Annotated in this window: 18 protein-coding genes, 2 tRNA genes and 1 riboswitch; of the genes, 10 read left to right on the forward strand and 10 right to left on the reverse strand. The window is 65.9% G+C overall.

Going from position 1 to position 14092, the window contains the following annotated elements; all coding sequences use genetic code 11:
• Both OXG30_02410 and OXG30_02415 read left to right on the forward strand, forming a co-directional pair.
• Positions 1-434 (forward strand): HNH endonuclease (locus OXG30_02410; protein ID MCY4133754.1); only part of this gene is annotated, 434 nt, incomplete at its 5' end.
• Positions 435-486: 52 nt separating this feature from the next.
• The gene (locus tag OXG30_02415) at positions 487-720 is read left to right on the forward strand and encodes a hypothetical protein (GenBank protein MCY4133755.1); all 234 of its coding nucleotides are present in this window, start codon (positions 487-489) and stop codon (positions 718-720) included.
• An 83-nt stretch (positions 721-803) separates the two neighbouring features.
• On the opposite strand, the gene OXG30_02420 is transcribed toward OXG30_02415, so the two are convergent.
• Positions 804-1265, reverse strand: a complete 462-nt coding sequence (locus OXG30_02420) for a hypothetical protein (GenBank protein ID MCY4133756.1) — start codon at positions 1263-1265, stop codon at positions 804-806.
• Positions 1266-1461: 196 nt separating this feature from the next.
• Between OXG30_02420 and OXG30_02425 the strand changes: the two genes are divergently transcribed.
• Together OXG30_02425 and OXG30_02430 are read left to right on the forward strand one after the other, a co-directional pair.
• Entirely contained in the window at positions 1462-2241 is a 780-nt protein-coding gene (locus OXG30_02425; protein MCY4133757.1) for a hypothetical protein, read from the forward strand.
• A 55-nt stretch (positions 2242-2296) separates the two neighbouring features.
• Positions 2297-2989, forward strand: coding sequence for a hypothetical protein (locus OXG30_02430; GenBank protein ID MCY4133758.1), 693 nt, complete (start codon positions 2297-2299; stop codon positions 2987-2989).
• A gap of 63 nt (positions 2990-3052) precedes the next feature.
• Here the strand turns inward: OXG30_02430 and OXG30_02435 are convergent.
• Positions 3053-3129, reverse strand: a tRNA-Cys gene (locus OXG30_02435).
• Positions 3130-3210: 81 nt separating this feature from the next.
• On the opposite strand from OXG30_02435, the gene OXG30_02440 reads away from it, so the two are divergent.
• The 6 genes from OXG30_02440 to OXG30_02465 are packed head-to-tail and all read left to right on the forward strand — an operon-like array spanning position 3211 to position 7998.
• A complete protein-coding gene (locus tag OXG30_02440; protein ID MCY4133759.1) occupies positions 3211-3897 on the forward strand; it encodes a dienelactone hydrolase family protein in 687 nt (228 codons plus the stop codon).
• Between the two features lie 21 nt (positions 3898-3918).
• Positions 3919-4866 (forward strand): hypothetical protein, encoded by a 948-nt coding sequence (locus OXG30_02445; protein ID MCY4133760.1) that lies wholly within the window; start codon positions 3919-3921, stop codon positions 4864-4866.
• Between the two features lie 59 nt (positions 4867-4925).
• On the forward strand, positions 4926-5564 hold the full coding sequence (locus tag OXG30_02450) for an ArsR family transcriptional regulator (protein MCY4133761.1): 639 nt from the start codon (positions 4926-4928) through the stop codon (positions 5562-5564).
• Positions 5561-6037: a HEPN domain-containing protein gene (locus tag OXG30_02455; GenBank protein ID MCY4133762.1), complete on the forward strand. Its 477-nt coding sequence runs from the start codon at positions 5561-5563 to the stop codon at positions 6035-6037. The genes OXG30_02450 and OXG30_02455 overlap by 4 nt, the downstream gene beginning before the upstream one ends.
• A gap of 55 nt (positions 6038-6092) precedes the next feature.
• Positions 6093-7070 carry an LLM class flavin-dependent oxidoreductase gene (locus tag OXG30_02460; protein MCY4133763.1) on the forward strand — a complete coding sequence of 326 codons (978 nt, stop codon included), beginning with the start codon at positions 6093-6095 and terminating at the stop codon, positions 7068-7070.
• Entirely contained in the window at positions 7063-7998 is a 936-nt protein-coding gene (locus tag OXG30_02465; protein MCY4133764.1) for a hypothetical protein, read from the forward strand. The genes OXG30_02460 and OXG30_02465 overlap by 8 nt, the downstream gene beginning before the upstream one ends.
• Here OXG30_02465 and OXG30_02470 read toward each other — a convergent pair.
• The 8 genes from OXG30_02470 to OXG30_02505 form a co-directional block, all read right to left on the reverse strand.
• Positions 7990-8062 (reverse strand) — tRNA-Gly (locus OXG30_02470). The genes OXG30_02465 and OXG30_02470 overlap by 9 nt on opposite strands.
• 49 nt (positions 8063-8111) lie before the next feature.
• On the reverse strand, positions 8112-8714 hold the full coding sequence (locus OXG30_02475; protein MCY4133765.1) for a DUF4202 domain-containing protein: 603 nt from the start codon (positions 8712-8714) through the stop codon (positions 8112-8114).
• An 8-nt stretch (positions 8715-8722) separates the two neighbouring features.
• On the reverse strand, positions 8723-8950 hold the full coding sequence (locus OXG30_02480) for a hypothetical protein (GenBank protein ID MCY4133766.1): 228 nt from the start codon (positions 8948-8950) through the stop codon (positions 8723-8725).
• Positions 8950-9225: a hypothetical protein gene (locus tag OXG30_02485; GenBank protein ID MCY4133767.1), complete on the reverse strand. Its 276-nt coding sequence runs from the start codon at positions 9223-9225 to the stop codon at positions 8950-8952. The genes OXG30_02480 and OXG30_02485 overlap by 1 nt, the downstream gene beginning before the upstream one ends.
• 77 nt (positions 9226-9302) lie before the next feature.
• Positions 9303-10181: a hypothetical protein gene (locus OXG30_02490; protein ID MCY4133768.1), complete on the reverse strand. Its 879-nt coding sequence runs from the start codon at positions 10179-10181 to the stop codon at positions 9303-9305.
• Positions 10114-11349: an aminotransferase class I/II-fold pyridoxal phosphate-dependent enzyme gene (locus OXG30_02495; GenBank protein MCY4133769.1), complete on the reverse strand. Its 1236-nt coding sequence runs from the start codon at positions 11347-11349 to the stop codon at positions 10114-10116. Before OXG30_02495 ends, OXG30_02490 begins: the two co-directional genes overlap by 68 nt.
• Positions 11339-12595 carry a homoserine O-acetyltransferase gene (locus OXG30_02500; GenBank protein ID MCY4133770.1) on the reverse strand — a complete coding sequence of 419 codons (1257 nt, stop codon included), beginning with the start codon at positions 12593-12595 and terminating at the stop codon, positions 11339-11341. Before OXG30_02500 ends, OXG30_02495 begins: the two co-directional genes overlap by 11 nt.
• A gap of 51 nt (positions 12596-12646) precedes the next feature.
• A riboswitch (SAM-I-IV-variant riboswitch) is annotated at positions 12647-12790 on the reverse strand.
• Between the two features lie 92 nt (positions 12791-12882).
• A complete protein-coding gene (locus tag OXG30_02505; protein MCY4133771.1) occupies positions 12883-14049 on the reverse strand; it encodes a DEAD/DEAH box helicase in 1167 nt (388 codons plus the stop codon).
• Between the last annotated feature and the right edge of the window lie 43 nt (positions 14050-14092).

Genomic DNA, 14092 nt, shown 5'->3' on the forward strand with positions numbered 1-14092 from the left:
GACCACATCAAATGAAAACCATCACGACCGGTTACACAAAAAAACTGACAGACCCCTCACCCGCTCCGTCCGGCGACGAAGCCGGGGTGGTCGGCGAAGACGGCACTTATGTCGAGGGCAGCGAGGTGATGGTCGCGGTTCTCGCCTACGAGCGCAATGCCGAGGCCCGCCAGAAATGCATCGACATCCACGGGACGCGCTGCAAGGTGTGTGACATCGACTTCGGCGAGGAGTACGGGGAATTCGCAGACGGCTACATCCACCTCCACCACATCGTTCCGTTGGCCCAAGCGGCCAAAGACGGCGAATACAAGGTGGACCCGATAGATGACCTCGTGCCGGTGTGCCCGAATTGCCACGCGATGCTCCACCGCCACGACGACAAGCCATGCACCATCGAAACGCTGAGAGCCATTAGGGAATCACGGCAATAGATAGGCAATTGGCAACGACGGTACGGACACTGCGACTGTCAGATGCGGGCTGGTGGTGCTGCCGCGTCGGTGCCAGCCGGTGGTGGTACGGTGCGGCATGGGCTGGCTCTACGTCTTGCCGGTGCTGTTCCTCGTCGCCGCAGTATTGGTCAACACGGCGTGGCGCAGGCTTATCCGATTTCGGTGCGATCGTTGTCGCCGCCTACAGCCGGCCGCCAACCTGTCCGAGCGGGGCGGGTGGTCCGACTGGTGCGAGGAGTGCGCTCGATTGGTACACACCGCATAAGAAGTTCGGCATTCCAACGACGGCCCGCCATATTCCCATAGCTGCCGCCTTACAAGGTGCTGGCGACGATGGTCTCAAGCCGTCTAAGTCAGCTCAAACAGGAAGACCAGGGCACACACAAAAACGATGCCGCCCTGCACGGCAACAACAACTCTGATTGTGTTGACGACCCATTTGTTCCCCTTGTATTGACCCTTGAACTCTTCGGCTAGCTGTTTCTCCAGTTCGCGGGCTTTCCCTGCGCCGCCCATGTAGTCGATTTCCAGTTCTTCGAGATCGGGTCCCGTCTTCCGGCGAAGAGCGATGCACTCGACAAGCACGGCCACGGCCGTCACGGTCAGGGCAACGATGAGCACACCTCCAGCGAACACGCTTGCGAGGTCATCGGCCGCGGCAATGACGATGGCGCCACCCGATATGACCCCGACGGGAATACCCTTAGAGAGTGCCCTCCAGGATCGGGTCTCCTCTTCTTGTTTGACGCAACGTTCCCGCCACTCGTCTAGGACGATCCGGGGAATCTCCCATCCTCCTGCATCAGCCATCTACGTACTCCTTTCTCATCTCAGACAACGTGTGTCCTGGTTGGAGGGTAACGAGGGGCGCGATCCCAGATTCCGCTGCGGCAAGCCAAAACCAGCCCGGAGAGGCTGCTTGCAGGGATTAGTCTCGCTGGGTGTTCTCGCGAATCAGCCCGTCCTGGGTCCATGTATGGGGCTCTATGTCAGAGGGAGGTGACCGATGACTCTTGCCGACCCCGGTTTGGCGCTGGAGAAGGCATGGGAGTTCGCCGATGCAGTAGAAGCGAGCTGGGCCGCCTACACCCATAGGCAATGGGATGAAGACGAACAGGCCGTAGCAAGTATTCGAGGGCTGCTTCCGCTGATGCGTGACATTGCGGAACGGGTGCACCCCGAAATCGTCCCCAATTTGCGTGAGCCCGACTACACGGAGGTGGGCACTGATGAGGACGGCAATCCGGCATGGCCGTGGGGGACGGTGAATGCTGCGGCGCAGACTCTTGTGGGTGTCCTTCAAAACTCTCTTGCCAGCGATCGGATTCTCGGGCCGGCAGGGCCTGCGCTGGCCGCCAGCGGGCTCCACGAATGGGTCTGGGGCGAGGCGAAGGGCCGCTGGGATGACGGGTACTACGGTGATGCGGTGCGCGCGGCCGCCGAAGTGGTGGGCCACAAGACCCAAGTGAAGCTCCAAAGACGAGACATCAGCGGCGCGTACTTGTACCGGGAAGCCTTCTCGCTGGACGATCCCGCTCCAGGCAGGCCGAGGCTTCGCCTCGAATTCGTCGACGAGGAAGACGAGGAGACCTGGAAGTCCGCCCACGAGGGGGCCATGCACCTCGGGCTGGCCTGCTCCAAGGGCATGCGGAACCTCGTGGCCCACAAGAAGGCAGACCTCAGCGAGCAAGAAGCCCTGGAGCAGCTCGGCGCCCTGAGCGTCTTGGCCCGCTGGGTCGAGGCCAGCACGCGCTGTGCGGCCGACGGGGAGGAGGCGGAGTCTTGACTCGCAGCGAGGCCCCGTGCCGCTGGCCTGCTTGAAGCCCCATAAGGAAAATCCGTTGAACCAACGTCGCGAAAAGATGATCGAACGGGCCTTCGCTAGCGCTAGAAGAGAGCACGAGGGCGACCCGCAAGCGCTTTGCTCGCATCTGTTGCACGTGCTGGACGGGACGCTCGGGGACACCCAGGCATTGTGCTGGGGGGCGATCCGCCAATTGGACCGCTACTACGAGCCGAGGACCTTCTCCACGCCCCGCGACCACGGACTGCACTTCGTCGACCAGCACTTGCTGTTCACCGTGGCGAACGACGCCGTGTCCCATCTCGATGTCGTCGAGCGCCTCCTGCGGGAGATAAGCGACTCGTGCGAGGAGTGCGACATGGGTTCCCAGCTCAGTGCTCTGTCCGAAGCCTGCCCAGAGGGCTTCCGCGTGCGCTTGCGCGAAACCCGGAACCTGCTCTATGCCCACCGTGACGAACGCGTCCTGCACTGGCGGCTGGCCGGCGAGCACACGGAGCGCGTCAAGGAGGCGTATGGGCGTCTGGGCATCGAGGTCCCAAGGGGAACGATCGACACCCAGATCGTCGCGTACTCGCGGCCACCAGGAGCATCTGCCCAAGAGGCCGCCGAGGGTAGAGCTAGAGTCGGCCAGATCGGCGGCGGCATCGCCCATCTGGCTGAAATCCAGAAGTGCATGGAGAAGATGGAAGAAGCACTCGGATCGGTACGGGACAGTTTCTTCAGCCAGTAGCGGTGATCAATTCCCTGTCGCCAGCGGGATTGGGACTGTCAGGATCTAATGGCTAGGACCTTTTGGAGCGCCGGACGGGATTTGAACCCGTGAATCATGGCTTTGCAGGCCACTCCCTTAGTCCACTCGGGCACCGACGCGTGGCTGGCTGCCGGAGCGGCCAGCGCTGACAGTGTATGGGATCGGGCTGACCATTCCACATGACGTTTAGGGTGTCGGCCATGAGTGATGGCGGCGTGCGGTCTCCGTTGGAGTTGCTCGACGTGATGGGGATTGTGGAGGCGGAGTCTGCACCGGGGTTGCGGCACTTTGAGGTGTATTGCCCTGATGGGCTCTTGACGCTGTTGTGGCATGGGCCCCGGGAAGCGACTGATGTTGTGATCACGCTGGGCGGTGCCATTGGGGGGTTGTTGGGGCCGGCGCGGGCGCTGTATCTGCGGTTGGGCGAGAACTTGGCCGATGAGGGCATCGCGGCGATCCGGGTGCACTACCGGCAGCCGGGGATCATCGAGCGCTGTTTGCTGGATGCGGCCGCGGCGGCCGACTTGGCGGCTCGGGAACATGGGCGGCGGTTCATCTTCATGGGGCATTCCTTTGGGGGTGCGGTGGCGGTGCAAGCCGGGATCGCCATGGGGGAACACACGGCGGGGGTGGTGGGACTGGCCACGCAGTCGGCGGGGTGTGAAAACGCGGCGGCGCTGGGGGGCACTCCCCTGCTGTTGATGCACGGAGGACAGGATCAGATCTTGCCGGTTCAAGCCAGCGAGGCGGTGCGGGCGCTGGCGGGGGGCGGGGAGCTCGTGGTGTATCCCGAGGCCGACCACGGGCTGGCCTCGGTGGCCGATGAGATCGCCGCTACGCTCGCCGAGTGGATTCCCGCCCGCTTCGCCGAGCACGCGGCCAGATGAACGAGATGAAGGAGCATATTCGTGGGAGCAGCTGAAGACGCCCTGGTCGGGCCCGACGACGACAACTTCCACCCGCCGTCGGATCACCCGTGGGAGACCGAGACCTGCTGGTACGCCTTCTGCGTCCCCGAGCGCAACCTGATGGGCTACCTCTACACCTGGATCCGCCCCAATCTGGGCATCTGCGGGGGCGGCACCCTGGTGTGGGACGACACCGCCTACCTGCCGTGGGAGGTGCCGTTCTTCGACTACAACCACAGCATCCCGCTGCCCGAGGGCCTCGACCTGCGAGATGCCACCCTTCCCACCGGGATGCGGGTGAAGGTGATCGAGCCGCTCACCAGCTACGAGCTGGGCTACCGCTACCCCTACAAGGACATGTTCGAGGCCGAGCTGCGCTTCGACGCCCTCACCCCGCCCCACGTGTTCACCCGGGGCGAGCCCCCGTTCACCATCGCCAGCCACATCGATCAGCCCGGCCGGGTCACCGGGCGCATCCGCCTCCACGGCACCGACATCGACGTGGACTGCTGCGCCATGCGGGACCGATCATGGGGGCCCCGCTCCGACCTCCAGGGCTTTCGCATCGGCTATGCCTTCGCCACCACGTCGTCGCAGAGCGCCTTTCTGTGCTACTCGCTGCCCAAGGCCGACAGCGACCCGATCAACGCCGGCTACTACCTGCGCGACGGTGTTCGGGCCGACATCAAAAGCGGCGAGCGCCGGGTGGAGCGAGATCCCGTCCACGGCTACGCCACTGCCTTCGAGATCGAGGCGGTGGACGAGCTGGGCCGGGAGCTGCGGACCACAGGCACCCCGGTGAGCCGCATCATCTTCAACCCCTATCCCAAGATGCTCACCTGGGTGAGCACCACCGCCTGGGACTTCGACGGCGGCACCGGTTGGGGCGAGGACCAGGACTGCTGGCGCCCCGACCAGTGGTCCGCCTACCGCCGCAGCCTGCGCTGAGGACGAGCGTCAGCCCAGTTGGTATTCACTTTCTTTAAACGTATACTTATATACGGTTTATGAAAGTGAATGCGCCCACGCTCGCGCCCATCCTTCGCTCAGACGCCCAGGGCCGGATCCTGGCGCGAGTGCTCATCGACCCCGAAAAGAGCCACAGCTTGTCCGACCTGGTTGACTCCACAGACACCAGCATGCCCACGGTGTTGCGAGAGGTCCTTCGGGCCGAGGAAGCCGGAATTCTCATCACCGAGAAGATCGGCCCCATCCGACAAGTGTGCGCCAGGGTCGATCATCCTCTCTACGACGCGGTACGCCGGATAATTCTCGCCACCTATGGCCCGCCGACGGTGGTTGCCGAAGAATTCGCCAACTTGGAAGGGGCCGAGGCGGTGCTGTTGATCGGTTCTTGGGCCGCTCGATACCTAGGCGAAGCAGGTCGATCTCCGAACGACATCGACGTGCTCGTCATCGGCGACGCCGACCGCGATCTCGCAGACGGTGCCGCCGCGCGAGCCGAGGAACGGATCGGTATGCCGGTTCAAGCGACCGTCCGTGCGCTATCGCAGTGGAAAACAGAGCGTGGGAGCTTCATCCAGGAAGTGAAGTCGCGGCCGCTGGTAGCCATCCTCGTGAACGATGAACAGGAGTTCGGCCAAGAGCTCCGAGAGCTCGAAGTCAGAGGCAGCAGGTCCCCATGAGCTGGGCGCGAGGACGCGCTGAGGTCGAGCGATTGCTCTCAGCCGGCGAGCTCGAACAGGTGGTCCCCTCGGCTGGCGTAGCCAGCCGGTTGTTGGCCGACGCCACCGCCCATACCAGGCTTGCCTCAATGGGCGCCGCAGACGACCCGGCAGGTGCGCTCCAGCTCTCTTACGACGCCTCCCGAAAGGCCGCTGCCGCACTGCTGGCAGTTCAAGGGCTGCGCGCCACCACTCGAGGGGGTCACATCGCGGTCATTGATGCGGTGCGAGCCCAATTCAACGATCGAGGCGGGATGGAGGTTTTCGGTCGTCTGAATGCTCTGCGTCGACGTCGCCACCGCGCCGAGTACCCAGACGAAGACTCCCCCGAGGTTGACGAGGACGATGCCCGACACGCCATCAACACTGCAAGAGCCGTGATCGATGCGGTAGAGCGACTCATCGACAGTGGCCGCCTGGACGTCTTCCAATAGTTCGAGCGCCCGGGCCATACCGAGCTAGCCCTAGTTGGCCAGTAGGGTCTGCGCCATGTTCACCTGCCGATTCGAGCTGCGAGTCCCCCCGTTCGCCGATGTCACCCACGCCCAGTTGCACCGCGAGTACCTGGACATGGTCTCGTGGTGTGACGACAACGGCATCGCCACTGTCATCGTGTCGGAGCACCACGGCGCCGACGACGGGTTCATGTGCTCCCCGTTGGTGCTGGCCAGCGCAGCGTTGGCCCGTACCGACAACATCATGGTGGCCATCTCGGCGCTGTTGCTGCCGTTCCACGACCCCATCCGAATCGCTGAGGACATCGCCACCATCGACCTGATGGCGCCGGGCCGCCTGTCGGTGACCATGGGGGTGGGCTACCGGGAGTTCGAGTTCGACATGTTCGGCAAAGACCGCACCCGCCGGGGCCGAGACACCGAGGAGGCCATCGAGCTGATCCTGCGGTGCTGGAGCGGCGAGCCATTCGAGCACGAGGGCCGCACCATCTGGGCCACCCCCAAGCCGGTCACCCAGCCCCACCCGGTGCTGATGGTGGGCGGGTCGGTGCCGGCCTCAGCCCTACGGGCCGCCCGACTGGGCCTGCCCTTCTCCCCTTCCACCCCCGACCAGTCGCTGGCCGACCTCTACTACGCCGAAGCGGCCCGGCTGGGCTACGAGACGCCTTTCGCCATCGTGCCCGACGGCCCGTCGATGGTGATGGTGACCGAGGATCCTGAGCGCACCTGGGCGGCCATCGAACGCCACGCCCTGTACGACGCCGCCCTCTACAACAGCTGGCAGTACGACGACCACCACAACCTCACCGCGGTGGACGCCGACGACGTGGCCGGGCTGGCGGCCAGCGGCCAATGGGACGTGCTCACCCCCGAGGAGTGCGCGCAACTAGTGCGGGACAAGGGCAGCGCAATGCTGCACCCGCTGGTGGGCGGCATCGACCCGGCCATCGGTTGGGAGAGCCTGGAGCTGACCAAGAACCGGGTCATGCCGCTGCTGGCTGCCGATGGTTGATTCCGGCGAACGCCTGCTCAGTCCCGAGGAGCTGGCCAAGCTCAGCCAGCCACCCCGGGCCGATCTAGTCGACGCCCTGGCGGAGAGCCCTGAGGCTGCCGTTGAGGCGTTTCGGCGCATTGACCGGGCCTACCGCAACTTCATCGACGGTTTCGGGGCGTGGATCGCCCAAACCCAGCGGTTTGTGGACGAGTGCTATGGGGCTGACGGTTTAACCAAGATTGGCTCGGCCGACGACGCCTACCGGTCGGCGCTGCTGCGCGGGCTGACCGACGAGGACGTGTCCGGCCGCCACCGGCCCGACCGGGCCGACGCCATTGCCGGACTCATCGAATCGGGCGACCACGAGGCCGCTCTGGCCGCCTTCGACGCCCTGGAGGCCAGCTACCGCCGGATCCACGATGTGGAAGGCGACCGGGTGGCGTCGGTTCTGTCTCAGGTGTACCGGGCCTGGGGGCCCGACGTGTTGGAGGAGAGCATCCGATTCGCCGGCGACCAGACGCTGTTGGGATGGATGCCCCACGACTTGGGCCGCCCCGCCGAGGTGCGGGTGCGCCAGTGGGCCGCCATGCAGAAGGGCAACTTCGCCGACATCACCGTGGAGGAGACCGACGACGCCTTCGTGATCACCGTCCATCTGTGCGGCACCTGCGGCCGCCAGGTGTCCGACGGCTGCTACGGAGAGACGCTGGACCTAGCGGTGGTGACCGAGGACCACCCCCTCACCTTCGGCAAGGGCCCCGCCCCCATCTACCGCACCCATGTTTCGGTGATGCATTTCTGGGTGCCGATGGAACGCACCGGGGTGCCGTGGCCGGTGATCCAGTGCCCGGCGGGGATGGGCGCGGGACCGTGTCGGATCATGCTGTACAAGGACCCGGCGGCCACCCCGCCTGAGGCCTACGCGTTTGCTGCTGGGAGCGGATGACCGGGCTCGAACCGGCGACCTACACCTTGGCAAGGTGTCGCTCTACCAACTGAGCTACATCCGCAGGACGGCCCAGCATAGCAAGCTGCCGCTGGGACACTCACAGCAATAGGTCAGCTGCCGGCCGCCCCCAGGAGGGCCGCGGCGCGGTCGCTCAGGGAGAGATCGCCAGCGATTTGGCGGGCGGCGGGGCTCATCTTGGCCAGGGTTTTGGCCAGCACTTCAGCCATGTGGTCGTCGCCCAGCTTGTCGGCCAGTGCCTCAAATTGGGTTTGAAGGAACACCAAGCACAGGGCGTCCTCATGGGTTTGCACCCTGGGGTCGGTGGCCAAGCCCCTTTTAGCCACGATGGCCGATACGTCGGCGGCGAAATCTTCGTCATAGCCCACTGCGGTGACGATCTCGGCCACCTCGGCGGCATGGCGTTTGGTTTGGGCGGTGCGCCACCGCAGGTAGCCAGCCCGTCCTTCGGGATAGTCCGACCGGGGAAGCACCCAGCGTCGCAGGTGATGGGCTCGGGCGGCCACCAACTGGGCATCGTGCGCATCGGGGTCGAGGCGCTTCACCCACTCGGTCATCAACTCGGCGTGGGCCTGCTCTTTGGACCGGACCTCCCCGCCGATCTCGATGGTGTGGGGATCGTCGGCGTTGGCCGCGTCGATGGCGTCGAGTGCGGCCCGCAGCCGGTTGCTCAGGATGGCAGCATCGTCAGCCATAGTCGAGGTCAAGAATCCGCGGGCGGGCGCAGGTCCACCCGCAACACCAGAAAGCCGTCCTCAATGGCACCGGCGGCGTCGCCGATGATGGCGAAATCCTGGAAGTCCTCCTGGGCCCGGCGGATGAACAGCGTCCGCTCTTCGCCCCCCACCGGCGGCAGAGGGCGGTTCCTCACCGCCTCAGCCCGCTCCCGGAACCGGGTGATCATCGCATCCACGTCCAGTTCGTCGGCCATCACCCGAGCGTATCTTGTGGACCGGAGATGTCCGGCGGTTCTTCGTCGCCCTTCCGGGAGCCGTCACCGGTGCGCACCCAGTAGACGAACGTGCCCAGCAGGGCGATCACCGCCACTGCGATCAGCAGAGCCATCACCAGCTGGATTTCGTCGTCGGAATCGGATGGCGACGGGATGGGCTTGACCTCCTGCTGACCGGCCTGGGCTACCGGATCAAACAGCCCCGGGGCCCCGGCAGCAGACCCCGCGGCGACCGACCCCCATAGGATCGCCAAGACCAACGCCCCTAGCAGCAGCTCCTTTGATTGCACAAGGTCAAGTCTCGCGCGCCGTTTGAGCGTGACGGAGCCGGTCAATGCTGATGCTGGGGACAGGAATAGGTGGTGCGACCGCCGATGGTCCGCCGATCCAGCAGCTCGCCGTCTCGAGGACACGATCCGCCCCGGACGCGGGCCAGATGCAGGTCGCCGGTATGCGAGCCACCCCTCTCGGCCAACTCAATCACCGTGGAGCGGATGGCCTCGGCCAGCTTCTCCTGTTCGGCACCGTCGAGCGATCTGGCCTCGCGGCCCGGATCAAGCCCTGTGCGCCACAGGATCTCGTCCACCAGCAGGTTGCCCAGACCGGCTACCCGGTGCTGGTCCAGCAGCCGGGCCTTCAGCGAGGTTCGGCTCCCATCCAAGGCGGCGGCCAGCTCTCCGCTGGCCAGTTCGAAGGCATCAGGACCCAGTCGGGAGTCATCGGGGTTCAGCTCCACGCCGCCCAGACGCCGGGGGTCGACTATGACCAAGGTCCCCTCGTTGTCGAAGCGCAATTCGAACCGGCGCCATTCGGGAAGCACCCGGGCGCTGGAGTACTCCAGCTTCTCGATGACCGCGTGGTCGTCCACCACCAGCCTCCCGGTCATTCCGAAGCGAAGTCCCAGCACAGCGCTCGGCGAGCCGTCGGAGTCGCCGAAGTCCATCATCAGGAGCTTTCCAGTGCGGCGTACCCCCACCACGGCCTGGCCATCCAATGCCAGGCTCAGCGCGGCGGCGTCGGCACCTCCCTTGATGAACCAGTCGTCGGGGGCATGAACCGCTGAGACAGTGCGGCTCACCGCAGCTTCGGCGGCTCGACGGTAGTACTCGACCTCGATGATTTCAGGCAGAGAAACCGGCCCTCTAGGCAGTGGCCTTGTCGGCGGCGTGCAGCAAGTCGGCCACCACGTCGTCGCTGTGTTCCAAACCAACCGACACCCGTATGGTGCCCGGTCCGATGCCAGCCGCCTCCAATTCCTCCGGGGTCAGCCCGGCGTGGGTGGTGGACGCCGAATGGGTGACCAGCGTCTCCGGACCGCCCAGCGAGGTGGCGATCTGGGCCAGATTCACCGCGTCGACGAACCGCTCCCCCGCCTGATGGCCGCCGGCCAGATCGAAGGCCAGCAGCCCTCCGAACATCCGCATCTGCCGCTTGGCCAGCTCGTGCTGGGGATGGGAGGCCAGCCCTGGATAGCGCACTTCTTCAACCCCGGGATAGCCCGACAGCGCCTCGGCCAGCTGCTGGGCGGTGGTGCTCTGGCGCTCGAGGCGAACGCCGAGGGTGCGCAGGCCCCGCAGGCCGTTCATGGCGTCGAACGGGGCGGCGTTGGCCCCCTGCAAGATGGCGAACCCCCACAGCGAGGCGATCAGCTCGGCGCTGCCCGACACCACTCCCAGGGTGGCGTCGTTGTGGCCACCGAGGCCTTTGGTGGCCGAGTGCAGGCTCAAATCCACGCCGTAGTCCAGCGGCCGGGTGATGGCGGGTGGGGCGAAGGTGGCGTCTACCGCGGTCAGTGGGCCACGGATGGCGCCCAGCTCCTCCAAGTCGACCAGGTCGAGGCGGGGGTTGGCCGGGGTCTCGGCAAACACCAGCATGGTCCGGCCCGGTCGCACTGCGGCTTGGAACGCTCCCGGTTCGGTGCCGTCCACGAAGGTCACATCAATCCCGAAGCGGGGGCACACCGCTTGGAGCAGGAACTGGGTGCCGGAGTAAAGCTGGTGCTGGGCCACGATGTGGTCGCCAGCCGAGCACAGCCCCAGGATCACGCAGCTCACCGCCCCCATTCCCGACGCGAAGGCCCGGGATGCCCCGGCGCCTTCGAGGGTGGCCATGGCCTCCTCGAAGGCCGCCACGGTGGGATTGCCGTTGCGGGTGTAGTAGTGGCTCTCGGCTGGATCGAGCGCCATGCGACGGCCTTCGTCAAGCGACGAAATGCGGAAAGTGGTCGTGGGGTGAAGCGACGGGGCCAGTTCCGCCCCTCCGGTGCGCCGGCCGGCAAGGACGGCCACCGTGTCGGGGTGGGAGAACCCCGTGGGATCGGGAGCGGCCACGGCTTTGGGGCCGCCCGCAGCCTCGTCCCAACCCGCCTCAGTCGACACTGCTGCCCACCTTCTCCAGAAAGTCCTTGATGGCCTGGCCCACTGCCTCCACTTCGAGCAGGAAGCCGTCGTGGCCGTGGGGGCTGTCCACCACGGCGTACACACATCGGCCGCCCGCGGCAACCACCGCGTCGTGCAACTCCACCTGCTGGCGGGGTGGATACAACGTGTCGCTGGTGATGCTAAGCGACAGCACCGGCGCCTTGATACGGGAGACGGCCGCGGCTATGCCGCCCCGGTCTCGGCCGATGTCGTGCAAGTCCATCACCCGGTTGAGCGCCAGATAGGTGTTGGCGTCGAACCGGCGGACCAGCTTCTCCCCGTGATAGTCGAGGTATGACTCCACTTGGAACCGGTCCCAGGCGCCGTACACCGAGTGGATGTCGAACAGCTCCCGGCCGAAGCGGTCTTCGAACACCTCATCGGACCGGTAAGTGATCTGGGCCAGCGAGCGGGCGATGGCCAAACCGGCATGGGGACCCTGGCCGGGCGGGTTGTCGTAGTAATCGCCGCCCTGCCAGTTGGAGTCCAGCGCCAAGGCGGTGCGACCCACCGCCGACCAACCGATCTGCTGGGCGCTGGCGGCCATGCAACCGGCCAGAGAGCACACCGAGCTCACCCGTTCGGGGAACATGACCCCCCACTCCAGGGCCTGCATGGCCCCCATGGAGCCTCCGACCACCGTCAGCCACCGCTGGACGCCGAGGTGGTCGGCCAGCCGGCGCTGGGTGCGCACGATGTCGCGCACGGTCACGGTGGGGAACGACGATCCGTAGGGCTTGCCCGTGTCGGGGTTGGGCGATGCCGGTCCGGTGGTGCCCTGGCACCCTCCCAGCACATTGGCGCACACCACGAACAGCTCGTCGGTGTCCAGGGCCTTGCCGGGGCCGACCATCTCTCCCCACCACCCGGGCGTGGAATGGCCATGGCCGGCGTCACCCGACACGTGCGAGTCGCCGGTGAGTGCGTGGCAGATCAAAACGGCGTTGGAGCCGTCGGGAGCAAGCTCTCCCCAGGTCTCGTAGGCCACGGTGACGTCCCGCAGCGACCCGCCGCCCTCCAGCTCGAAGGTGTGAGGTCGGTCGATGGTGAAGAACTGGCGGTTGCCGGGGGGATCGCCGGGCAGCCACGCGCCGGTAACCGGCAGATCGGTGCTGTAGCCCCGGGGATGGGGAGCATGGGCGGTGTACTCAGCCGACTCCGCGGGAGGACGATCCGAGGCGCTGCGCTTCTTGCCTCTGGGCATGGTCCTCCCTTCGTCTGCTTAGGGGAGGGCCACTCTTGGCGCAGCGGTGAAGCTCGGACACTTGGTTGCCTCCGGCCAGACCAGAGGCCACATCCCCCGCCGAAGCGGGTGAGCACCTTGGGTGTCCCTCCCAGGTTGCTGGACTCCCCTCCCGAACACGCTGTGCCGGGCGGCGAGCCGCTCTCGATGTACCCCACCAGGGTAGCGGGAGGCCGGTCTAAAGCTCAACCTTTTACTGATTGTGGCCTCAAACGTGCTCGGCCACCCGATCCCATTGGCTCGCGGCCCTAGACGGGCTCGGCCACCGGATCCCACACGTCGAGGGCGTCGAGACGGCCATCGTTGGAGAACATCTCCACGATGGGCATGTCCAGCGACAGGCGGCGCTGGAGGCGCTTGACCTCCAGTTCCTCGTTCCACAGCGACAGGGTGACGGCCATGCCCGTTTCTCCGGCTCGGGCGGTGCGACCGGAGCGGTGCAGGTAGGTCTTGTGGTCGGGCGGCGGGTCGTAGTGGATCACCACGTCCACATCGTCGATGTGCAAGCCCCGAGCGGCCACGTCGGTAGCAACCAGCGCCTGGATCTCGCCAGAGGCGAACCGGGCCAGCGATCGCTCCCGGGCCTTTTGGCGGAGGTCGCCGTGAATGGGCTCGGCCCACACGTTCTCGGCCTTGAGCTTGCGGCTTAGACGGTCGCACCCGTGGCGAGTGGCCGAGAACACCAACGTGCGCTTGGAAGCCCGGATGATGGCCGCGACCACCTTTACCTTGTCCATCGCATGGACGGCCACAAAACGATGCTGCATCTCGTCCACCGTCACCTGCCGGGAATGGACCTCATGGCGAACCGGATCACTCTGATAGCGGCGGACCAGGGCGTCTACTACCCCGTCGAGGGTGGCGGAGAACAGCAGGGTCTGATGGCGGGACTCCACATGGCGCAGAATCCACTCCACCTGGGGCAAAAACCCCATGTCGGCCATGCGGTCGGCCTCGTCCACCACCACGACCTCCAGCTTGGCCACCGAAACTGCTTTGCGGTCGATCAGGTCGATGAGCCGTCCGGGGGTGGCCACAATGACGTCGAGGCCGGCCTTGATCTTGTTGATCTGGCTATCCATGGGTGCCCCGCCGTAGACCGGGGCGAGGGCAAGGTCTCGGCACCGGGCCAGCGGGTGCAGCTCTTTGGCCACCTGCAAGGCCAGCTCCCGGGTGGGAACCAGAACCAGGCCCCGCACCCAATGGGAGTCGGCGTGGGAGAGGTTCTCCACCATCGGAAGCCCGAAGGCCAGGGTCTTGCCCGAGCCGGTCTTGGCCTTGCCGCACACATCCCGCCCGGCCAGGGCATCGGGGATGGTGAGAGTTTGGATGGGGAACGGGGTTCTGATGCCCCGTTCTTTGAGCGCAGCCACCAAGTCTGAGGCCACGCCCAAAACGCGGAATTCTTCTGTCATCTGTGATCCGGGCTGCGAAAGGAAGCGGAATGATCGCCAGCCC

It is taken from the genome of bacterium (genome assembly GCA_026708015.1).
Classification (GTDB): domain Bacteria; phylum Actinomycetota; class Acidimicrobiia; order Acidimicrobiales; family Bin134; genus Poriferisocius.